Origin of the sequence: Paracoccus sp. MKU1 (genome assembly GCF_001447385.1) — a bacterium.
Classification (GTDB): domain Bacteria; phylum Pseudomonadota; class Alphaproteobacteria; order Rhodobacterales; family Rhodobacteraceae; genus Paracoccus.
The window spans coordinates 100,064-120,932 of the sequence record NZ_LLWQ01000154.1; the positions used below are offsets into that span (position 1 = coordinate 100,064).

Annotated in this window: 17 protein-coding genes; 11 read left to right on the forward strand and 6 right to left on the reverse strand. The window is 68.9% G+C overall.

The genetic code is table 11. The features are described from left to right. Positions 1–39: 39 nt before the first annotated feature. The 6 genes from acs (at position 40) to AQY21_RS11100 (ending at position 6,859) form a co-directional block, all read left to right on the forward strand. A complete protein-coding gene (gene acs, locus AQY21_RS11075; RefSeq protein ID WP_058097718.1) occupies positions 40–2,001 on the forward strand; it encodes an acetate--CoA ligase in 1,962 nt (653 codons plus the stop codon). A gap of 205 nt (positions 2,002–2,206) precedes the next feature. Then, positions 2,207–2,515 (forward strand): DUF485 domain-containing protein, encoded by a 309-nt coding sequence (locus AQY21_RS11080; protein WP_058097719.1) that lies wholly within the window; start codon positions 2,207–2,209, stop codon positions 2,513–2,515. Next, a complete protein-coding gene (locus tag AQY21_RS11085; protein ID WP_058097720.1) occupies positions 2,512–4,227 on the forward strand; it encodes a cation acetate symporter in 1,716 nt (571 codons plus the stop codon). The genes AQY21_RS11080 and AQY21_RS11085 overlap by 4 nt, the downstream gene beginning before the upstream one ends. A gap of 90 nt (positions 4,228–4,317) precedes the next feature. Continuing rightward, complete coding sequence (locus AQY21_RS11090) at positions 4,318–4,689, forward strand: response regulator transcription factor (RefSeq protein WP_058097721.1); 372 nt, start codon at positions 4,318–4,320, stop codon at positions 4,687–4,689. A 137-nt stretch (positions 4,690–4,826) separates the two neighbouring features. Beyond that, a complete protein-coding gene (locus AQY21_RS11095; protein WP_255374799.1) occupies positions 4,827–5,759 on the forward strand; it encodes a bifunctional enoyl-CoA hydratase/phosphate acetyltransferase in 933 nt (310 codons plus the stop codon). After that, on the forward strand, positions 5,756–6,859 hold the full coding sequence (locus AQY21_RS11100; protein WP_058097723.1) for an acetate/propionate family kinase: 1,104 nt from the start codon (positions 5,756–5,758) through the stop codon (positions 6,857–6,859). Before AQY21_RS11095 ends, AQY21_RS11100 begins: the two co-directional genes overlap by 4 nt. On the opposite strand, the gene AQY21_RS11105 is transcribed toward AQY21_RS11100, so the two are convergent. The 6 genes from AQY21_RS11105 to AQY21_RS11130 form a co-directional block, all read right to left on the reverse strand. Next, positions 6,856–8,625, reverse strand: a complete 1,770-nt coding sequence (locus AQY21_RS11105) for an alpha/beta hydrolase (protein ID WP_058097724.1) — start codon at positions 8,623–8,625, stop codon at positions 6,856–6,858. The two genes, AQY21_RS11100 and AQY21_RS11105, sit on opposite strands and share 4 nt — an antisense overlap. Positions 8,626–8,684: 59 nt before the next feature. Further along, positions 8,685–9,668 (reverse strand): zinc-dependent alcohol dehydrogenase family protein, encoded by a 984-nt coding sequence (locus tag AQY21_RS11110; RefSeq protein ID WP_058097725.1) that lies wholly within the window; start codon positions 9,666–9,668, stop codon positions 8,685–8,687. Positions 9,669–9,780: 112 nt separating this feature from the next. Continuing rightward, positions 9,781–10,554 carry a heme ABC transporter ATP-binding protein gene (locus AQY21_RS11115; protein WP_058097726.1) on the reverse strand — a complete coding sequence of 258 codons (774 nt, stop codon included), beginning with the start codon at positions 10,552–10,554 and terminating at the stop codon, positions 9,781–9,783. Then, positions 10,551–11,627 carry an iron ABC transporter permease gene (locus tag AQY21_RS11120; protein WP_058097727.1) on the reverse strand — a complete coding sequence of 359 codons (1,077 nt, stop codon included), beginning with the start codon at positions 11,625–11,627 and terminating at the stop codon, positions 10,551–10,553. The genes AQY21_RS11115 and AQY21_RS11120 overlap by 4 nt, the downstream gene beginning before the upstream one ends. Continuing rightward, positions 11,627–12,502: a hemin ABC transporter substrate-binding protein gene (locus AQY21_RS11125; RefSeq protein WP_058097728.1), complete on the reverse strand. Its 876-nt coding sequence runs from the start codon at positions 12,500–12,502 to the stop codon at positions 11,627–11,629. Before AQY21_RS11125 ends, AQY21_RS11120 begins: the two co-directional genes overlap by 1 nt. Further along, on the reverse strand, positions 12,499–13,539 hold the full coding sequence (locus AQY21_RS11130) for a hemin-degrading factor (RefSeq protein ID WP_058097729.1): 1,041 nt from the start codon (positions 13,537–13,539) through the stop codon (positions 12,499–12,501). The genes AQY21_RS11125 and AQY21_RS11130 overlap by 4 nt, the downstream gene beginning before the upstream one ends. Positions 13,540–13,689: 150 nt before the next feature. Here AQY21_RS11130 and AQY21_RS11135 point away from each other — a divergent pair, with 150 nt between their 5' ends. The 5 genes from AQY21_RS11135 (at position 13,690) to AQY21_RS11155 (ending at position 20,865) form a co-directional block, all read left to right on the forward strand. After that, positions 13,690–15,750, forward strand: coding sequence for a TonB-dependent receptor domain-containing protein (locus AQY21_RS11135; RefSeq protein WP_058097730.1), 2,061 nt, complete (start codon positions 13,690–13,692; stop codon positions 15,748–15,750). Positions 15,751–16,187: 437 nt separating this feature from the next. Next, positions 16,188–16,580, forward strand: coding sequence for a hypothetical protein (locus AQY21_RS11140; RefSeq protein WP_058097731.1), 393 nt, complete (start codon positions 16,188–16,190; stop codon positions 16,578–16,580). 31 nt (positions 16,581–16,611) lie between these two features. Next, on the forward strand, positions 16,612–18,474 hold the full coding sequence (locus AQY21_RS11145) for a RiPP maturation radical SAM C-methyltransferase (protein ID WP_058097732.1): 1,863 nt from the start codon (positions 16,612–16,614) through the stop codon (positions 18,472–18,474). Next, complete coding sequence (locus AQY21_RS11150; protein WP_058097733.1) at positions 18,446–19,558, forward strand: TOMM precursor leader peptide-binding protein; 1,113 nt, start codon at positions 18,446–18,448, stop codon at positions 19,556–19,558. The genes AQY21_RS11145 and AQY21_RS11150 overlap by 29 nt, the downstream gene beginning before the upstream one ends. Further along, positions 19,555–20,865 (forward strand): YcaO-like family protein, encoded by a 1,311-nt coding sequence (locus AQY21_RS11155; protein ID WP_082658080.1) that lies wholly within the window; start codon positions 19,555–19,557, stop codon positions 20,863–20,865. Before AQY21_RS11150 ends, AQY21_RS11155 begins: the two co-directional genes overlap by 4 nt. Positions 20,866–20,869 lie beyond the last annotated feature (4 nt).

Consider the following 20,869-nt stretch of genomic DNA (forward strand, 5'->3'; position numbering starts at 1 on the left):
GTTCCGGACCGACCCTATCGCGAGTAGAGGAGGCGCGTCATGTCTGTTGAAAATGTTGCGAAACATCCCATTCCGCCGGGCTTCGAGGATGCCCTTGTCAAGCCGGCCGATTATGCCCGCATGTATGCCGAATCGATCTCGGACCCCGAGGGGTTCTGGGGCCGCGAGGGCAAGCGTCTCGACTGGATCCAGCCCTATTCCAAGGTGAAGAACACCGATTTCACCATGGGCCAGGTCTCGACCAAATGGTTCGAGGACGGCATCCTGAACGCCTCGGTCAACTGCATCGACCGCCACCTGCCCAAGCGCGCGAACCAGACCGCGATCATCTTCGAGCCGGATGACCCGAACCAGCCGGCGCGCCACATCACCTATGCCGAGCTCTCGGACAAGGTGAACCGTTTCGCCAATGTGCTGCTGAGCCAGGGCGTGATGCGCGGCGACCGGGTGGTGATCTACCTGCCGATGATCCCCGAGGCCGCCTATGCCATGCTGGCCTGCGCGCGGATCGGCGCCATCCATTCCATCGTCTTTGCCGGCTTCTCGCCCGACGCGCTGGCCAACCGCATCAACGATTCGGGTGCCAAGCTGGTCATCACCGCCGACGGCGCGCCGCGCGGCGGCCGCAAGACCGCGCTGAAGTCGAACACCGACGCCGCCTTGCTGCATTGCTCGGACCGGGTGCGCTGCCTGGTGGTCAAGCATACCGGCGACCAGACCACCTGGATCGACGGCCGCGACGTGGACGTGCTGAAGCTGATGGAGGAGGTCAGCCCCGACTGCCCGCCGCGCCCGATGAATGCCGAGGATCCGCTGTTCATCCTTTACACCTCGGGCTCGACCGGCAAGCCCAAGGGCGTGGTCCATACCACCGGCGGCTATCTGCTCTATGCCGCGATCACGCATCAATACGTCTTCGACTACAAGGACGGCGACATCTTCTGGTGCACGGCCGATGTGGGCTGGGTCACCGGCCACAGCTACATCGTCTATGGCCCGCTGGCCAACGGCGCCACGACGCTGATGTTCGAGGGCGTGCCGACCTGGCCTGATGCCGGTCGCTTCTGGGCGGTCTGCGAAAAGCACAGGGTCAACCAGTTCTACACCGCGCCGACCGCCATCCGCGCATTGATGGGGCAGGGGCCGGAATGGGTCGAGAAATACGACCTGTCGAGCCTGCGCGTGCTGGGCACGGTGGGCGAGCCGATCAACCCCGAGGCCTGGGTCTGGTATGACAAGCATGTCGGCAAGGGCCGCTGCCCGATCGTCGATACCTGGTGGCAGACCGAGACCGGCGGCCACATGATCACCTCGCTGCCCGGCGCCATCGAGACCAAGCCGGGCTCGGCGACGCTGCCCTTCTTCGGCGTCAAGCCGGTGGTGCTGGATCCGCAAACCGGCGTGCCGCAGGACGGCCAGGGCGCCGAGGTCGACGGCGTGCTCTGCATCGCCGACAGCTGGCCGGGGCAGATGCGCACGGTCTGGGGCGATCACCAGCGTTTCATGGAGACCTATTTCCAGCAATATCCGGGCTATTACTTCACCGGCGACGGCTGCCGCCGCGACAAGGACGGCTATTACTGGATCACCGGCCGGGTCGATGACGTCATCAACGTCTCGGGCCACCGCATGGGGACGGCCGAGGTCGAATCGGCGCTGGTCGCGCATGAGAAGGTGGCCGAGGCGGCGGTGGTCGGCTATCCGCATCCGCTGAAGGGGCAGGGCATCTATGCCTATGTCACCCTGATGAACGGCGTCGAGCCCAGCGACGAGCTGCGCGCCGACCTGGAGAAATGGGTGCGCACCGAGATCGGACCCATCGCCAAGCCCGACCTGATCCAATGGGCGCCGGGCCTGCCCAAGACCCGCTCGGGCAAGATCATGCGCCGCATCCTGCGCAAAATCGCCGAGGACGATTTCGGTGCGCTCGGCGACATCTCGACGCTGGCCGATCCCGGTGTGGTGGACGAGCTGATCGCGAACCGGATGAACCGTCACTGACGGCTGCGGGCCGGCCACGGACCGCCGGCCCGGGCGCAAGACACCATCACCATGGGCGCGAGGCCGCGCCCATGGACTGGCTGCGGCTTGGCTGGAGGAGCCCGCCGCCTGTCGACAACCGTTCCAGCAAAGCTCCGCCTCGCCGGCCTGGCGCCGGCGCGGCCGAGAAGACCGCAGATCGTGGCAGTGGAGGAGCACGACCCCGATGCAAGACAATCTGGCCGAACGGATCGCCGCAGATCCGAATTACCAATCACTGAAAGCGAAGCGATCCCGCTATGGCTGGATCCTGACGATCGCGATGCTCGTCGTCTATTACGGCTATATCCTGCTGATCGCCTTCGACAAGGAGCTGCTCGCCACGCGGATCGGCGAGGGCGTCATGACCTGGGGCATCCCGCTGGGCTTTGGCGTGATCGTCTTTACCATCATCATCACCGGCATCTATGTGCGCCGCGCGAACAGCGAGTTCGACGAACTGAGCGAGAAGGTCCGGCGGGAGGCGCTGAAATGAATCGCAATATCCTGCGCAGCGGCCTGGTGGCCGCGCTTGTGGCCGCGCCCGGCGGCGCCATGGCCGCCGACGTGATCCAGGGCGCCGAGAAACAGGCGACGAACTGGACCGCCATCGTCATGTTCGCGGCTTTCGTGCTGGCGACGCTCTACATCACCAAATGGGCGGCGTCGCGGACCAAGTCGGCGGCGGATTTCTATACCGCCGGCGGCGGCATCACCGGCTTCCAGAACGGCCTCGCCATCGCCGGGGACTACATGTCCGCCGCCTCGTTCCTGGGGATCTCGGCCGCGGTGATGATCTCGGGCTATGACGGGCTGATCTATTCGATCGGCTTCCTGGTCGGCTGGCCGATCCTGACCTTCCTGATGGCCGAGCGGCTGCGCAACCTGGGCCGCTTCACCTTTGCCGACGTGGCGGCCTTCCGCTTTGCCCAGACGCCGGTGCGCATCTTCGCCGCCTCGGGCACGCTGGTCGTGGTGGCCTTCTACCTGATCGCGCAGATGGTCGGCGCCGGCTCGCTGATCCAGCTGCTGTTCGGGCTGGATTACTGGATCGCGGTGGTGATCGTCGGCGCGCTGATGATGATCTATGTGCTGTTCGGCGGCATGACCGCCACCACCTGGGTGCAGATCATCAAGGCCTGCCTGCTGCTGGGCGGCGCGACCTTCATGTCCTTCATGGTCATGTGGCATTATGGCTTCAGCCCCGAGGCGATGTTCGCCGATGCCGTGCGCGTCAAGGCCGAACTGGCCACCGCCGGCGGCAAGACCGCCGAGGAGGCTGCCGTCGCCGGTCAGTCGATCATGGGTCCGGGCACCTTCATCAAGGACCCGATCTCGGCGATCAGCTTCGGCATGGCGCTGATGTTCGGCACCGCCGGCCTGCCGCATATCCTGATGCGCTTCTTCACCGTTCCCAGCGCCAAGGAAGCGCGCAAGTCGGTGATGTGGGCGACCGGCTGGATCGGCTACTTCTATCTGCTGACCTTCATCATCGGCTTCGGCGCCATCACCTTCGTGCTGACCAATCCCGAGTTCCTCGACGGCACCGGCGCGCTGGTCGGCGGCAGCAACATGGCGGCGGTGCATCTGGCCAAGGCGGTGGGCGGCAACGTCTTCCTGGGCTTCATCTCGGCCGTGGCCTTCGCCACCATCCTGGCGGTGGTCGCCGGCCTGACGCTCTCGGGCGCCTCGGCGGTCAGCCACGACCTCTATGCGACCGTGATCAAGAACGGCAATCCCGCGCCGGGCAGCGAGCTGCGCGTCTCGCGCATCACCACGCTGGTGCTGGGCCTGGTGGCGGTGGTGCTGGGCATCGCCTTCAAGAACCAGAACATCGCCTTCATGGTGTCGCTGGCCTTCGCGGTGGCTGCCTCGGCCAACTTCCCGGTGCTGTTCATGTCGGTGCTGTGGAAGGATTGCACGACCAAGGGCGCGGTGATCGGCGGCTTCCTGGGGCTGATCTCCTCGGTGGTGCTGACGATCCTGTCGCCCTCGGTCTGGGAGGCCACGCTGGGCAACCCGGCCGGATCGGCGCCCTTCCCCTATACCTCGCCGGCGCTGTTCTCGATGACCCTGGCCTTCCTGGGCATCTGGCTGGTGTCCAAGATGGACAACGGCGCGCGGGCGCGCATCGACCGGGCGGGCTTCCTGTCCCAGCAGGTGCGCTCGGAAACCGGGATCGGCGCGGCAGAGGCCTCGTCGCACTGAAAACGCCGGCCCGCCCCCTGGGGCGGGCCATCGCCGTCCCGGATGGGGTCGCCTGGCCCACATCCGGTATCCGATCCTTCGGAGGGGGTGATGGCCCATATCCTGATCGTCGAGGACGAGGACAATATTGCCGCCGCGCTGGAATTCCTGCTGGCACGGGCCGGCCACAGCTACAGGCGGATTGCCGGCGGCGCCGGCGCGCTGGACGAGATCCGCGCCAACCGGCCCGACCTGGTGCTGCTCGACATCATGCTGCCCGACATCTCGGGCTATGAGATCGTCGAGGCGCTGCGCGCCGATCCGGGCCTGCGCGACGTGCGGGTGCTGCTGATGACCGCCCGCGGCTCGGTGGTCGAGCGCCGCAAGGGGCTGGCGCTTGGCGCCGACGGCTTCATCGCCAAGCCCTTCGAACTGGCGGAACTGCGCGCCGAGATGGCGCGGCTGCTGGGCACGACCGGCTGACCCCCCGGATTGCCCGTGTCGGATCGTCGCAGCAGGCCGGCATTTCCCGCGGCATTTCGGGCGAGGGTCGGGATTTTGCTTGTCCCCGGTGGGCATATCGGGATTCTCGGCATCAGGACTCGCGCCAGAACGGAAGGATAGCGATGACCGACGCCTATCAAGCCATCATCGACCGTTGCGCCGGGCTGCCGCCGCTGCGCACCGCCGTGGTCCATCCGGTGCAGCATGCCGTGTTCGAAGCGGTGGGCGACGCGGTCGCCGCCGGGCTGATCGAGCCGGTGCTGGTCGGTCCCGCCGCCCGCATCGCCGCCGCGCTGGCCGAGGCCGGCCAGGCCCCCGACGCCTATGAGATCGTCGATACCGAACACAGCCACGCCGCCGCCGCCCGCGCCGCGCAGATGGCCGCGGCCGGCCAGGTCGGCGCGATCATGAAGGGTTCGCTGCATTCCGACGAGCTGTTGGGCGCGGTGATCCACCCGCAATGCGGGCTGCGGACCGAGCGGCGGATCAGCCACGCCTTCCTGATGTTGACCGGGGATTACCCGCGCCCCTTCATCATCACCGATGCGGCGGTCAACATCGCGCCAGACCTGATGGTCAAGGCGGATATCCTGCACAATGCCATCGTGCTCTGGCGGGTGCTCTGGGGACCGGCCCGGCCCAAGGCCGCGATCCTTGCCGCGGTCGAGACGGTCAATCCCAAGATGCAGGCCACGCTGGACGCGGCGGCTTTGTGCAAGATGGCCGATCGCGGCCAGATCGAGGACGCGGAGCTGGACGGGCCGCTGGCCTTCGACAATGCGATCAGCCCGGCGGCGGCGCGGGAAAAAGGCATCGTCTCGGCGGTGGCGGGGCAGGCAGACATCCTGCTGGTGCCCGATATCGAATCCGGCAACATGCTGGCCAAGCAGCTGATCTTCATGGGCGGCGCCGATGCGGCGGGGATCGTGCTGGGCGCGCGGGTGCCGGTCATCCTGACCAGCCGCGCCGATTCCGTGCGCGCCCGGATGCTGTCCACCGCGCTCGCCGTGCTGATGGCCGAGGCGCGCCGGCTGGGGCAGGTGAAATGATCGCGGCGATCCTGACGCTGAATGCCGGCTCGTCCAGCCTGAAATTCCGGGTCTTCGCGCGCGAAAGCCTGGCGCTGCTGGCCCGCGGCGCGGTCAGCCGCATCGGCGCGGATGCCGAACTGGTGGCCAGGCTGGCCGACGGGCCCGAGATCCGCAGCCTCGTCGTTGGCGGCGACCATGCCGCCGCCATGCAGGCGGTGCTGGATTTCGTCGATGCCCATGACGAGGGCTGGCGGATCGAGGCGGTGGCGCATCGCATCGTGCATGGCGGCACCCGCTACACCCGCTCGACCCCGGTGACGCCGAAGGTGCTGGACGACCTGCGGGAATTGATCCCGCTGGCGCCGCTGCACCAGCCGCATGGCCTGGCCGCCATCGCCGCCGCCCGCCGGCTGGTGGGCGAGGCTGTGCCGAACCTGGCCTGCTTCGACACCGCCTTCCATGCCGGGCGCGATCCGCTGTTCACCCATTTCGCCCTGCCCGAGCCGCTGTTCGAGCAGGGTGTGCGCCGCTATGGCTTTCACGGCCTGTCCTATCAATGGCTGGCGCAGGTTCTGGCGCGCGATCATCCCGAGCTGCATCGCGGCCGGGTCGTCGCCGCGCATCTGGGCAATGGCGCCAGCCTTTGCGCGATGCGTCAGGGGCGCAGCGTCGATACCACCATGGGCATGACCGCGGTGGACGGCATTCCCATGGGTACGCGCTCGGGCGCGGTCGATCCGGGCGCCATCCTGCTGATGCAGCGCAGCTTCGGCATGGCGCCCGAGGAGATCGAGGATCTGATCTATAACCGGTCGGGCCTTCTGGGCATGTCGGGCCGCTCGAACGATGTCGCGGCGCTGCTGACGGACGGCTCGGCGCAGTCGCGTTTCGCGCTGGATTACTTCGCGCTGAAATGCGCGCAGGCGGCGGCCGCCATGGCGGTCTCGCTGGGCGGCATCGACGCGATGGTCTTCACCGGCGGAATCGGCGAGAACGCCGCCCCGATGCGCGAGGCGATCCTGCGCCGCATGGCGCCCTTGGGCGATTTCGTCCCCCTGGTCATCCCCGCCAACGAAGAGCGGATGATGGCGATGGAGGCCGCCGCGCTGCTGGCCTAGCGTTGCCGAACATAGCTGCCCGGCGCGTCCTCCAGCACGGGATAGCCCGCCGCCGCAGCGCCCATTCCCGGCGGCGCCACCCGGCCGGCGGCGGAAAGGCGGGCCAGCCAGTCGCTCCAGGCCGGCCACCAGGAGCCCTCGCGCCAGGCGGCGGTGCGCAGCCAATCCTCGGGGGGCAGGCAGGTGTCGTCGGGATCCCGGGTGGCGATGCGGTAATGGCTGCCCGGCTGGGCGGGATCGAAGATGATGCCCGCCAGATGATCCTTGTCCGCCAGCACAAAGGTCAGTTCGGCATCGCTGAGACAGTGCAGCCGATAGACCGATCGCCAGGGCGCGACGTAATCCTCCTCGGTGCCGACGGCAAAGATCGGCGCGCGGATGCTGCGCAGCGCCACGATCCGGCCATCCGCCAGCATCCGGTCGCCGGCCAGCGCATTCTCCAGATAGAGCCGGCGCAGATATTCGCCCTGCATGCGATAGGGCATGCGCGTCGAATCGCTGCTCCAGGCCAGGATGTCGGTCATCGGCTCGCGCTCGCCCATCAGATAGGCGCGCACCAGGCGCGGCCAGACCAGGTCGTTCGCGCGCACGAAACGGAACGCGCCCAGCATCTGCTCGGCCGTCAGGTAGCCGCGCTGCCGCATCACGCCTTCCAGGCTGTTGAGCTGGTCATGGTCGATGAACAGCGCCAGATCCCCCGGCTCGGCGAAATCCGTTTGCGCCGCCAGCAGCGAGACGCTGGCCAGCCGCCCGTCCCCGGCCCGAGCCATGGCCGCCGCCGCGATGGCCAGCAGCGTGCCGCCCAGGCAATAGCCGGCCGCATGGATGCCACGCCCGGGCAGGATGGCCGAGATCGCCTCCACCGCCGCCATCACCCCCAGCCGGCGGTAATCGTCCAGCGTCAGGTCGCGGTCCTCGGCGGTGGGGTTGCGCCAGGACAGGCAGAAGACCGTATGCCCGGCCTGCACCAGATGCCGGACCAGCGAGTTTTCCGGCGACAGGTCGAGGATATAGTATTTCATGATCCAGGCCGGGATCAGCAGCACCGGCTCGGCCAGCACGGTTTCGGTGGCGGGGGCGTATTGGATCAGCTCGATCAGGTGGTTGCGAAAGATCACCTTGCCGGGCGTCGCCGCGACCTCCTGGCCGACCCGGAACTGCTCGGCCCCGACCGGGGGCTGGCCGGCGGCCAGCCGCGCCATGTCCTCGAACCAGTTGCGCATGCCGGCCAGATGGTTCAGCCCGCCGGTCCGCAGGGTGCGGGCGATGATCTCGGGATTGGTGAGGGGCAGGTTCGCCGGCGAGGCCATGTCGAGCCATTGCTGCACCATCGCTGACAAGAGATTCTCGTGATGCGGGTTGACCCCCGGCACGTCATGCGTGGCCTCGTGCCACCATTGCCGCGCCAGCAGGAAGCCCTGGGCCCAGATGCTGAAGGGCGGGCTCTGCCAGGCCGCGGCGGCGAAGCGCCGGTCCTGCGGCGGCGGCCGGATCACCGGCGCCGCCGTCGGATCGGCGGCAAGCGTGGCGATATGGGCGAGAAGCTCGGCCGTTTCGCGCGCGGCCTTGTCGGCCAGCTCCAGCCGCTTGCCCGGCGCCGCGGCCAGATGCGCCGACCAGTCGATCAGCGCCATGCCGAGCGCCAGCGGCGAGACGCCGGTGCCGAAGCCGGCGGCGACCGTCTCGCGCAGCCGGTCTATGGCGCCATAGGGCGCGGCATCGGCCCCGACGGGGCCGGTTTCGGGGGTGTTCACCGTTTCCTTCATGGCAGCGGGTCCCGGTAAGGAAGGGGTCTGGCCGGGCGCCGCCGCGCCCGGCGGATGGGTCAGGGCACCAGCACCGCCGCGCCGTCGAAACGACCGGCGCGCAGGTCGTCCAGCGCGCGATTGGCCTCGCGCAGCGGATAGGTCGTGGTTTCGGTCGCGATGCCGATTCGGGGCGCGAGGGACAGGAAGTCCAGCCCGTCCTGCCGCGTCAGGTTGGCGACCGAGGCGATCTGGCGTTCATGCCAGAGCAGCGCATAGGGAAAGGCCGGGATGTCGCTCATGTGGATGCCGGCGCAGACCACGCGGCCGCCTTTGCGCACCGCCTTCAGCGCCGCCGGCACCAGCTCGCCCACCGGGGCGAAGATGATCGCGGCATCCAGCGGCTCGGGCGGCGCCTGATCCGAGCCGCCGGCCCAGACCGCGCCCAGCTTGCGCGCAAATTCCTGCGAGCGCAGGTCGCCGGGGCGGGTGAAGGCATGGACCGCACGGCCCTGCCACGCCGCCACCTGCGCGACGATATGCGCCGCGGCGCCGAAGCCGTAAAGCCCCAGACGCGGCGCCTCGCCGGCGATCACCAGCGCGCGCCAGCCGATCAGCCCGGCGCAAAGCAGGGGCGCCAGCGCCACGTCCTCGCCCGCCTCGCCCAGGGGAAAGGCGAAACGGGCGTCGGCAATCACCGCGGTCGCATAGCCGCCGTCCCGCGTGTAGCCGGTAAAGCCCGGCGCGTCGCACAGGTTCTCGCGCCCCTCGCGGCAATAGGGGCAGGCGCCGCAGCTATGGCCCAGCCAGGGGATGCCGACCCGCTGGCCGGGGGCAAGGCCGGCGACGCCGGGGCCGAGCGCCTCGATCCGGCCGACGATCTCGTGCCCCGGGATGATCGGCAGCACCGGGTCGGGCAATTCGCCATCGACCACATGCAGGTCGGTGCGGCAGACGCCGCAGGCCGAGACGCGGACGCGGATCTCGCCCGGTCCGGGCTCGCGGTCGGGAAGCTCGGTCCAGACCAGCGGCGCGCCGATCCTCTCCAGCAGCATGGCATGCATCCGCCCTCTCCCTTCGTGGGGTCATGTCCAATATGCGGATGGTGGACCGGGCTTGTAAATGGGCGCGGCCTTTGGTCGCGGCACCCGGCGCGCAGGGACCGGGGCCGGCCGGTCACGCTGCCGCGTGCGGCAGCACCCAGATGCCGCTGTCGGGCACGGCATTGACGCGCAGCCGGCAGCCATAGGCGCGAGACAGCGCCTCGTCGGTCAGCACCTCCTCGGGCCGGCCCTGGCACAGCACGCACCCGCCGCTCATCAGCACCAGCTTTTGCGCGAAAAGCGCGGTCAGGTTCAGGTCGTGCATGACCGCGACCACGCCGCCGCCGGTCCGGGCATAATCGGCGGCCAGCCGCATCACCGTCAGCTGATGGGCGATGTCGAGGCTGCTGACCGGCTCGTCCAGCATCAGCCAGCGCGGGCCCGCATCATCGACCGGCTGCCAGACCTGCGCCAGCACGCGGGCAAGCTGCACCCGCTGCTGTTCGCCGCCCGACAGCTCCTGGTAGAGCCGGCCGGAAAAGCCCGGCAGATCGACCGCCGCCAGCGCCTTGGGAACCAGCGCATCGGCGCGCTCGCCGCGGGCCTCGACGCCGATGCGCACCACCTCGGCCACGGTGAAGGGGAATGACAGCGCGGCGGCCTGCGGCAGCACGCCCCGGCGCCGCGCCAGCTCCTCGGGCGACAGGCCGGCGATGTCGCTGCCGTTCAGAGCGATGCGGCCGCGGCAGGGCAGCTCTCCGGTCAGGCTGCGCATCAGCGTGGTCTTGCCCGAGCCGTTCGGCCCGACGAGGGCGGTGAACTCGCCCGCCCGCGCCTCGACCGAGACGCCGTGCAGGATCTCCTTGCGGCCAAGGCTGACCCGGATGTCGGTGGCGATCAGGCTCATAGGTCCAGCACCCCCCGGTTGCGCAGCAGGATCCACAGGAAGAACGGCCCGCCCATGATGGCTGTGACGATGCCGATCGGCAGCTCGGCCGGGGCGATGACGGTGCGGCTGACCATGTCGGCCAGCAGCAGCGCGACCGCGCCCAGAAGTGCCGAGTTGACCAGCAGCCAGCGGTGATCCGGCCCGCTGGCCAGCCGCAGCAGATGCGGCACGACGATGCCGACGAAGCCGATGCCGCCCGAGACCGCCACGGCTGCGCCGGTAGCGGCTGCGACGGTCAGGATGGCGCGGTTCTTGACCTTCTGCACCCGGATGCCGACATGGCCGGCCGCAGCCTCTCCCAGCGCCAGCGCGTTCAGCCCGCGCGCCAGCCAGGGGGCGTAGAGCAGGGCCAGCGCCATGATCGGCGCCCCGGCCAGCAGCTTGGGCCAGTTCGCCCCGGCCAGCGAGCCGAGGCCCCAGAAGGTCAGGTCGCGCAATTCCCGGTCGTTGGCGCGCAGGATCACCACGCCGGACAGCGCCCCCATGATCGCCGCCAGCGCGATGCCGGCCAGCAGCATGGTCGCGACCGAGGTGCGCCCGCGCCGCGTGGCGATGCGGTAAAGCGCCATGGTGGTCAGCCAGCCGCCGGCAAAGGCGGCGACGGGCACCAGATACCAGCCAAAGAACGCCGCGATCCCGGCTGGCAGCGTGCTGCCCAGCACGATGGCCAGGATCGCGCCCAGCGAGGCGCCGGAGCTGACGCCGACGATGCCCGGATCGGCCAGCGGGTTGCGGAACAGCCCCTGCATCACCGCGCCCGAAACCGCCAGCGAGGCGCCGACGAAGATGCCCATCAGCACGCGCGGCAGGCGGATGTCCATCAGCACCACCCGGTCCTGCACCGCAAGCTCGCGCCCCGCCATCAGGTCCGAGACCGCCCGCGCGAGCGAGGTCCCCGAGGCGCCCCAGCCCAGCGAGATCACCGCCACCCCGGCCAGAAGTAGCGCCAGGAACAGGCCAAGGCGCCGGGCGCGATGGCTGCGGTCGCCTTCCAGCCGTTCGGGGCGAAGGTCGGGCGTCACGGCCACCATCACGACCCCGCATAGATCAGGTCATGCAGCTCGACCGCCGCCTCGCCGGTGCGGGGGCCGAAGCCCAAGAGCTTCAGCCCGTCCATCATCACCACCGCCCCCGCGCGTCCGGCCGGCGTCTGGGCCAGCGCCGGCATCGCCAGCACGGCCTCCTTCGCCGCCGTGTGGCTGCTGCCGCCATTCGCCTCGGCATCCACCCGCTCGTCGCCGCGCCGCATCATCAGGATGACATCGGGCGCGGCCTCGATCACCGCCTCATCGGTGACGGGCTTGTAGCCTTGGACGCCCTGCATGGCGTTCTGCGCCCCGGCCAGGCGGATGATGCCGTCCGCCGCGGTGTCCGCGCCGCCGGCCATGACCCGCCCGCCCTGCAAGGACAGCACGAACAGCACCTTTTTCGGCGTCCCCACCGCCTGCGCCCGACCCAGGGCCGCTTGCAGGTCGGCCGCCAGCTGTTCATGCAGCGCGCGGCCCTTTTCCGGCACGCCGAGCGCCTCGGCCACCGCATCGACCTTGTCCAGCACGCCCTCGGCGTCATAGCGTTCCGCGACGCTGACAAAGGCCACCCCGGCCGATTCAAGCACCGCGACCGCCTCGGGCGGGCCGGCGCCGTCCTCGGCGACGATCAGGTCGGGCGAGACCGACAGCACCCCTTCGGGCGACAGCGCGCGGACATAGCCGACATCGGGCAGGGCATTGGCCTCGGGCGGCCAGTTCGAGGTGGTGTCGCGGCCGATCAGCCGCGCCTCTTCGCCAAGCGCATAGACGATCTCGGTCACCGAGCCGCCCAGCGACAGCACGCGCCGGGCCTCGGGATAGCTGTCCGCGCCGGCCGTGCCGGCCAGCAGGATCAGGGCGAGGGCCAGCCGTTTCATTCCGCCGCCTCGGCTAGCGCCGGCAGGCCGGCGACCAGCGCCGCCCATTGCTCGGCATCGCCGCCCTTTTCCGGGCGCAGCCCGAAGCATTGGAAGATCAGCGCCCCCTCGGCATTGAACGCCTCGACCGAGATCGCCGGGCCGCGCTTGGTCGGCTTGTCCACCGCCCAGACCTCGGCGACGTGATCGCCGCGCAGATGCAGGTTGAAGCGCGGGTCCATCACGTTCAGCCACGGCCCCATGGGTTTCAGCGAATGGAGCTTGCCGGAATGGATCTCGATGCAGCCCATGTTGCCGACGAAGAACATCACGCCGACGCCGCCGGCATGGACACGCTCCAGCAGCGCCGGCACCGCCTCGACGGCCAGAGGCCGCACCAGGGGCGCGCCGGCGATGCGATAGGCGCCCAGCCGGTTCATCTTGAGCCGGCGGATCAGGATGTTGAACTGATGCGTGTCGGTCATGCCGGCCCATTCCCGGCGCAGCGCATCGGCGCGCTCGCCGCTGGCCTTGGGCGGTTCGGCCGGCGCGCGGGGCTCGAATCGGGCGCTGTCCGACTGGTCCGGCAACGCCAATTCACGGCGCAGCGCCTCCCAGGCCGTCTGGTCCGAGCCCTCGCGCAGATGGACCTTGTGCACGGCATCGCCCGCCGCGTCGAAGACCTGGATCGAGCGGCGGGTGCCCGTCTCGGCCTCTTGCTGGACCGCGAAGGCATGCACCCAATGGCGCGGAAAGATGCGCAGGTCGATCTCGGGGTCCACGGTCATGGCGGCATGCTCGCCATCGTGGAAATCGTTATAGGTGCCGACCTTCTCGATCACGCAGGAGCGGTTGCGGGTCAGCGCCATCACCTCGCCCAGGGCCTGCACCTGCGGGATGAGCCGGCCGGGCAGCGGGTCGATGCGGGTGGCGCCGTGGCCGACCCGGGCCGCGACCAGCGCGGCCTCGGGGACGCCCAGCCGCTCGGCCAGGTCAAAGGGGCGGCCGCCGTCCTCGGCCAGGATGCGGCGCAGAGCCGCCGGAGAATGATCGGTCATCGCAGTGCCTTTCGCTGCTGTTGCATGCCCGGTCCGCCCCGGAGCGATGCGCAAGGAATCATTGACAGTTTTACTAAGATTATTTTAACCCGCGCAAGATGCCAGCCCCGTGGCCAGCCGGAAACTTCATGACATGACGACGGGGATCACATGCCACGCCATTCGATTCGCGGCGCGTTGCTGGCCGGAACCACCTGCCTGACCGCCTTGACCTTTACGCACCCGCTGCTGGCGCAGGAACGCGCCGGGGCCGGGACTGCCCAGTCCACCTATGTGCTCGACCAGATCGTGCTGCGCGCCGGCAAGCCCAAGGTGGCCTCGGAGGTGCCGCAATCGGTTTCCGTGGTCGACAGCCAGCAGCTTCAGGACATCGACCCCGGCCATATCGGCGAGGTGCTGGCCACGGTGCCCGGCGTCGCCGGCGTCGGCTCGGGCAGTTTCTTCGGGCAGGGGTTCAACATCCGCGGATTCGGTTCTTCGGGGGCCGCGGCTTCGGAATCAGGCATCGTCCAACTGATCGACGGGGAAGAGAAATATTACGAATCCTATCGCCAGGGCGCCTTGTTCGTGGAACCGGACTTCCTGCGCCAGGTCGAGGTGTTGCGCGGTCCCGGCTCGTCCACGCTTTACGGTTCGGGCGCGCTTGGCGGCGTGATCGCCATGGAGACGATCGAGGCCAGCGACCTGATTGCCGAGGGCCAGACTTTCGGCGGCCGGGCCAAGCTGGGCTATGCCAGCAATCCCGACACGGTGCTGGGCAGCGTCGCGCTTGGCTGGCGCCCGGCTGAGGATTTCGAGGCGCTCGCTGCATTTTCCTGGCGCAAGCTGGGCGATACCAAGGATGCGGACGGCAATACCACCGTGCGCGCGAACTCCAAGACGCCGAACCTGCTTCTGAAAGCGAAGAAGACCTTCGGCGACCAGTATGTCGCCTTCTCCTACCAGCATCTGGAGGCCAAGGGCGACGATCAGGACTTCAACCAGCTCGAAGGTGCGCAGGCCGGGCTGTTTCCCGGCTTTCCGGGTTGGGGGGTTGGCGACATCACGACCCGCGACCAGACCGCGCGCTTCATCTGGGGCTGGAACCCCGAAGACAATCGCTACATCGACCTGACCGCGACGCTGTCCTATACCAACACGCTCAAGGACGTGCGGCAGGGCGACGACCCGGACGAGCCGATCATGGCTTCTCTGCTGGGAGAACGCGACTATCGGCTGTGGAAATTCAAGCTGAGCAACGTCGCAGACCTGTCTGGGGCGGGTTACGACCACCACCTGACCACCGGTGCCGAGGTGCTGAAACAGGACCGCTCCTCCAGCGTTCCGTCGAGTTCGCATCCCGAGGCCTATACCCGCGCCTGGGCCGCCTATGCGTTGTCAGAATTGACCTGGGGCGACCTGACGATCAATTCCGGCCTGCGTTACGAAAAGCAGCGCACCGAGCCGAAATCCTCGGTCACGGTGACGGATGACACCTACGACGCGGATTCGGTCGAACCGCAGGTCGCCGCCATCTACCGCCTGAACGACAGCCTGTCGGTCTTTGGTTCGGTGGCTTTCGTGAACCGCATGCCGACGGTGGACGAGCTTTACGACAGCTTCATGGGAGGCGCGCCTTCGGGTGACCTGAAGGACGAGAAGGGCAAGAACATCGAACTGGGCCTGTCCTATCGCGGCAGCGGCATCCTCACCGCGAGCGACGAGGCGGTGGTGAAGCTGACGCTGTTCCGAAACCATATCGACGACATGATCGTGCGCACCAATGCGCCCGCGCCGATGCCGGCCTATGAAAACATCGACCGCGCCTATCTGCGCGGCGGCGAGCTGGAGGCGACCTACAGCATCGACGCCTTCGAACTGGGCGCTGCGGTCTCGGTCGTCGATGGCAAGGATCAGGACGGCACGGTGCTGGACACGCTTCCGAACGACCGCGTGACCTTGCAGGCGATCTGGCAGGCCAGCGACGCCTGGCGGCTGGGCCTGCGCAGCACCCTGGCCAAGGGCCGTGACAAGGCGGATGGCGAACATCGCGCCGGCTATGGCGTGCACGACGTCTTCGCCACCTGGACGCCGCAATCCGGGGCGGCGGCCGGCATCGAGCTGCATGTCGGCGTCGACAATATTGCCGACCGCGACTATACTCCCGCCACCTGGTTCAGCGGTCCGGCGCCGGGGCGGAACTTCAAGCTGTCGGTCTCGCGCAGCTTCTGACCCGCCTCACCGACGCCGCAGGCATGGCGGCCGGTCCCGCAAGGCCGGCCGCTTTCCCTTGCGCCCGGCTTTCACCGTTTCCCAAATACTCATCCGGAACGTTTCCCTTGCACGACCACCCGGAAAGCCGGGCGTGGACCCCGCTGTCCGCGGGAATTGCCGGCCGGCGCGAATCGCGGCGCAGCACAACCCCGGGAAGATCCCGGCATTCTTTTCCTGCCGGCAAAAGACAGGTTCGACGTTTCATTTTCAGGGATGGAAAAATCCACATCCCGTCTCATCCCGGAAGCGGGAATGAGGAGAATGCGAAGGCAATAATCTTTTCGATTATGGGTTTGTCCAAAACCACCTGCGTTCACGAAAACATTACTGAGACGCAAGATTCCGTGATAGGATCGAAAAATGGAGCAACCCACGTTCTGGCGGAGGATTCCACGATGGCCGGTGGTGAAAAGAAGGAGACGGAAAAGACCTTGGAAATGCGGGTGGCCGAGCTTGAGGACAAGCTGAAGGGCTTGCAGGTCACCGAAGAGGAAATGCGCGCCTATAACAAGGTCGCCTCGATGATGGCCACGGCCCAGCCCGCGGCGGCTGCGGCCAGCCCGGCCTTGACCCCGGTGCCGGATGCCTGCGTGATCCAGCAATGCGTCCGCCCCTGCGTGATCAGCCAATGCACGGTGATCTCGCAATGTATCCGGCCCTGCGTGGTGCAGGCCTGCACGATCCGCGCCTGCACCATCATCCAGCCCTGCATCAACGAATGCGGCGGCGGCTGCGCGCCCGGTGGCGGCGGCTTCAGCGGGGGAGGTTTCGGCGGCCTGGGCGGCTGAGCAGCCCGTTACATGACCCGTGGAGGGACGAATGCATGTCCTGTTTCCCGTCGTTCCCTTCGCCGATATCGGCCGGCCGGCCATGGGTGTCGGCCTGCTGATCGCCGAGGCGCGCGAGGCCGGTCACAGCGCCGAGGCGGTTTATCTGAATATCGACCTGGCCGCCCGCATCGGGTTGGTGCCCTATCAGCGCATCGCCACGAATTTTCCGCCGAACCTGCTCATCGGCGAATGGCTGTTCGCCGCCGAATTGTTCGGCGACGATATTGCATCGCCGGAGGATTTCATTCGCGATATTCTGCTGCCGCATTTGGGCGATGATCGCGAGATTTATGCCGCGATGCGGCAAATCCGGACGCTGCTGCCCGATTATCTCGAAGCCTGCGTGGCGGAAATCCTTGCCCGCCGGCCCGATGTGGTCGGTTTCAGCACCGTGTTTCACCAGACCTGCGCCTGCCTGGCCCTGGCGCGGCGGCTAAAGGCGCTGCCGGACCCGCCGGTCGTGGTGTTCGGCGGCGCGAATTGCGAGGGCGAGATGGGCTGGCAGTTGATCCGCAGCTTTCCCTGGATCGATCATGTCTGTTCGGGCGAGGCGGATATCAGCTTTCCGCTGCTGCTCGACCGGCTTTCGGGGCGGCGCGAGCCGGGGCCGATCCCCGGCGTGCTGGATCAGGGCTCGGCCGAGGCGCCGCTGCGCTCGCAGGGCGTGACGCAGATGGACCGGCTGCCCTTTCCCGATTTCGACGACTACTTCTCGCGCCTGGCGCAATCGCCGCTGGCCGGCCAGTTCCAGGGTCATCTGGTCTTCGAGACCTCGCGCGGCTGCTGGTGGGGGGCCAAGCACCACTGCACCTTCTGCGGGCTGAACGGCGACACCATGGCCTTCCGCTCGAAATCCCCCGACCGGGCCTTCGACGAGATCACCTGGTTGGCGCGGCGCCACAAGGCCAGCCGGGTCGGCTGCGTGGACAATATCCTCGACATGAAATACGTCACCACGCTGTTTCCGCGCCTGGCCGAGGCGGGCTATCACCTCGACCTGTTCTACGAGGTCAAGTCGAACCTGCGGCTGGACCAGTTGCGGCAGATGCGGGCCGGCGGCGTGACGCAGATCCAGCCCGGCATCGAAAGCTTTTCCGACCGGGTGCTGAAGCTGATAGACAAGGGCTGCACCGGTTTCCAGAACATCCAGCTCATGCGCTGGTGCCGCGAGCTGGGGATCGAGGTGGCCTGGAACGTGCTTTCCGGCTTTCCGGGCGAGGAGCCCGAGGAATATGCCGCCATGGCCCGGCTGATTCCGCGGCTGGCGCATCTGGACCCGCCCTGTTCCTGCGGCATGCTGCGGCTGGATCGATTCAGCCCGTTCCACAGCCGGGCCGAGGATTTCGGCATCCGCCGCATGCGGCCGGCGCGGGCCTATTTCTACGTCTATCCGCTGGGCCGGCGCGAATTGTCGCGGCTGGCCTATTTCTTCGATTTCGATCACGCGTCGGGCTGCGATCCGGCCAGCTATGTCCGTCCCGTCCAGGCCGCGGTGACGGAATGGCGCAATGCCTGCTTCGCCCCCGAAGGCCGGCCGGTGCTGGATGCGGAATTCGGCCCGGACGGCGTCACCATCCGCGACAGCCGCGCGGTCGCCACCGCGCCGCGGCACCGGCTGACCGGGCTTGCCGCGCAGCTTTATGCGCTTTGCGACAGCACCGCCTCCATCGCCGGGCTCGCCCATGCCACCGGCCAGCCCGAGCCGCGGGTCGAGGCCGCGCTGGCCGATCTGGACCGCGCCCGGCTGGTCGCCCGGCAGGGCGAGCGCGTGCTGGCGCTGGCGGTGTTCCGCATCCGTCCCCCGACCTTGCAGGCAGAGAGCCATGCCGTTCCGGAACCCGCTGTTGCCTGAGCATTTCCTGACCTGGGCCGAGCCGCCCGACGAGGGCGGCGACGAGCTGCTGCGCATCGTCTCGTGGCGGCGGGCGCTGACGCTCAAGGGCCATTCCTTCCGCGAGTTCAGCCGCGAGGTGGTGCCGCTGCTCGACGGCCGCACCGGCATCGACCGGATCTGCGACGAGGTCTCGGACATCTTCGCCCGCAAGGATCTGGAGGCCGCGCTGGAGATGCTGGGCGCGCAGGGCATCGTGGTCGAGGGCGCCCAGGACGGGCCCGACCTGCCGGCCGGCTTGCAGCCGCAACTCGCCTGGCTCAGCGAGGCCGCGCCCGAGGGCCGTGCCGCCCAGCGGCACCTGACGGCGGCGCGCGTGGTGCTGTTCGGCGCCGGCGGGCCGGGGGCGGCGGCGGCGCGCGGGCTCGTGGCCGCCGGGATTGGCGAGTTGCTGATCGTCGATCCGGCCGAGGTCGGCGCCAGCGACAGCTATTTCTCGCCGCTGTTCCGGCCCGGCGATGCCGGCAGCCTGCGGGCCGAGGCGCTGGCCGATGCTCTGGCCGATCTGGCGCCGGCTTGCCGCATCCGTGCCCGGACCACCCGCCCCGACAGCCCGCAGGACATCGCCGCGCTGATCGAGGGAGCGGCCATGGTGCTTTGCTGTCTCGATGCCGGAGAGCTGAACCTGGCGCTGAAGCTGAACCGGGCCTGCCGCGACCTCGGCATGCGCTGGCTGGCCGGTGGCATGGAGGGGCTGGACCTTGTCGTCGGCCCCGGCTTTTCCGGCGATCCCGATGCCGCCTGCTACATGTGCTGGCGCATGCGCGAGGTCGCCTGCGCCGCCAATCCGCAGGCCCGTTTCGCGCTGGAGCGGCATCTGGACCGGCTGCGCCGCGACCTGTCCGCCCGGCGCGAGAACCTGGCCATGGGCGCCGACATCATCGGCGGCATGATGGCGGCCGAGGCGGTGGCGGTGCTGACCGGCGCCGGCGAGCCGGCGCTGGACGGCCGTTTCCTCGTGGTGGAACTGCCGGGCCTGCGGCAGGAAAAGCATGGCGTGCTGCGCAAGCCCGGCTGCCCGGTCTGCGGCGGGACGGCGAGATGAGGGACGATGCGATGCAGGCCGAACGGCTGGGCGCGGCGCTGGTCAGCCGCCGTTGCGGGCTGGTGCGCGAACTCGCGCCGCAGGGCAGGGGCCCCGAGGAACCCTGTCCGCCGCATCTGTGGACGGCGACGCTGGCGCATTATGATTTCCGCGCCGCCGGCCCCTCCGAGCGGCTGAACGCCGGCAAGGGCCGGACCGAGGCCGAGGCGCGGCTTTCCGCCTTGGGCGAGGCGATCGAGCGGTATTCGGCCTATCACTGGGACGCGGCGCGCATCCGCGTCGGCCCGGCGCTGCCCGGCGCCATCACCCCCGCCGATTGCGTGCTGCATTCCGAGGCGCAGTATCGCGCCGGCCTGCCCTATCTGCGCTGGAGCCCCACGACCGAGACGAGCTGGATCGCGGGGGTCGAGCTGCCCTCGGGCCGGCCGGTCGACCTGCCGGCGGGGCTGGTCTATCTGCTCAGCCCGCTGCCGCGCCCCGAGGATCACGTCGCCGCCGTCACCTCGAACGGTCTGGCGGCCGGTCCCGACCTGACCCGTGCCGTCATCGGCGGACTCTGCGAGCTGATCGAGCGCGACGCGCTGATGATCACCTGGCTCAACCGCCTGCCCGCCACGCTGATCGAGACGCCCGAGACCGGCTGCATGGCCGCCGCGATCATCCGCCATTATCGCCGCTTCGGGGTGACGGTGCGGCTGGTGTCGCTGGCCACCGATCAGGCCGCCTTCGTGGTCATGGCGGTGGCCGAGAATCCCGATCCGGCGCAAGGCGCGCGCATCGTCGGCATGGGCTGCGACCCCGACCCGGCCGCCGCCATCGACAAGGCGATGTTCGAACTGTGCCAGGCCCGGCCCAGCATGATCTCGCGCCTGGCCCGCAGCGACGCGGCCGAACGGCTGCGCGGCCCCGAGGATGTGCGCGACCTTGACGATCACCCGCTCTATCACGCCCTGCCGCGCAACCTGGGCGAGTTCGACTTTCTGTTCGCCTCGGGCAGCCGGGTGCGGCTCGAGGATCTGCCGCACCCGGAGACCCCGTCGCCCGAGGCGGTGCTGGCGCGTCTGGTCGAGGCCGCGAATGCCGCCGGCGCGCGCGTCGCCTATGTCGACATCACCGCGCCCGACATCGCGCCGCTGGGCCCGCGCGTGGTGCGCTGCTTCGCGACCGGCTTCCAGCCGATCCATTTCGGCCATGGCGAGGGCCGGCTGGGTGGCCGCCGGCTTTACGAGGCGCCGCTGCGCTGGGGCCTGCGCGCCGCGCCGCTGGCCGAGGCCGACCTGAATCCTTGCCCCCATCCGCTGGCCTGATCCG

Bases quoted from the DNA above. Each gene is read 5' to 3' on its own strand.
- acs (WP_058097718.1), top strand. From the start codon at position 40: ATGTCTGTTGAAAATGTTGCGAAACATCCCATTCCGCCGGGCTTCGAG.
- AQY21_RS11080 (WP_058097719.1), top strand. From the start codon at position 2,207: ATGCAAGACAATCTGGCCGAACGGATCGCCGCAGATCCGAATTACCAA.
- AQY21_RS11085 (WP_058097720.1), top strand. From the start codon at position 2,512: ATGAATCGCAATATCCTGCGCAGCGGCCTGGTGGCCGCGCTTGTGGCC.
- AQY21_RS11090 (WP_058097721.1), top strand. From the start codon at position 4,318: ATGGCCCATATCCTGATCGTCGAGGACGAGGACAATATTGCCGCCGCG.
- AQY21_RS11100 (WP_058097723.1), top strand. From the start codon at position 5,756: ATGATCGCGGCGATCCTGACGCTGAATGCCGGCTCGTCCAGCCTGAAA.
- AQY21_RS11105 (WP_058097724.1), bottom strand. From the start codon at position 8,625: ATGAAGGAAACGGTGAACACCCCCGAAACCGGCCCCGTCGGGGCCGAT.
- AQY21_RS11110 (WP_058097725.1), bottom strand. From the start codon at position 9,668: ATGCATGCCATGCTGCTGGAGAGGATCGGCGCGCCGCTGGTCTGGACC.
- AQY21_RS11115 (WP_058097726.1), bottom strand. From the start codon at position 10,554: ATGAGCCTGATCGCCACCGACATCCGGGTCAGCCTTGGCCGCAAGGAG.
- AQY21_RS11120 (WP_058097727.1), bottom strand. From the start codon at position 11,627: ATGGTGGCCGTGACGCCCGACCTTCGCCCCGAACGGCTGGAAGGCGAC.
- AQY21_RS11125 (WP_058097728.1), bottom strand. From the start codon at position 12,502: ATGAAACGGCTGGCCCTCGCCCTGATCCTGCTGGCCGGCACGGCCGGC.
- AQY21_RS11130 (WP_058097729.1), bottom strand. From the start codon at position 13,539: ATGACCGATCATTCTCCGGCGGCTCTGCGCCGCATCCTGGCCGAGGAC.
- AQY21_RS11135 (WP_058097730.1), top strand. From the start codon at position 13,690: ATGCCACGCCATTCGATTCGCGGCGCGTTGCTGGCCGGAACCACCTGC.
- AQY21_RS11140 (WP_058097731.1), top strand. From the start codon at position 16,188: ATGGCCGGTGGTGAAAAGAAGGAGACGGAAAAGACCTTGGAAATGCGG.
- AQY21_RS11145 (WP_058097732.1), top strand. From the start codon at position 16,612: ATGCATGTCCTGTTTCCCGTCGTTCCCTTCGCCGATATCGGCCGGCCG.
- AQY21_RS11150 (WP_058097733.1), top strand. From the start codon at position 18,446: ATGCCGTTCCGGAACCCGCTGTTGCCTGAGCATTTCCTGACCTGGGCC.
- AQY21_RS11155 (WP_082658080.1), top strand. From the start codon at position 19,555: ATGAGGGACGATGCGATGCAGGCCGAACGGCTGGGCGCGGCGCTGGTC.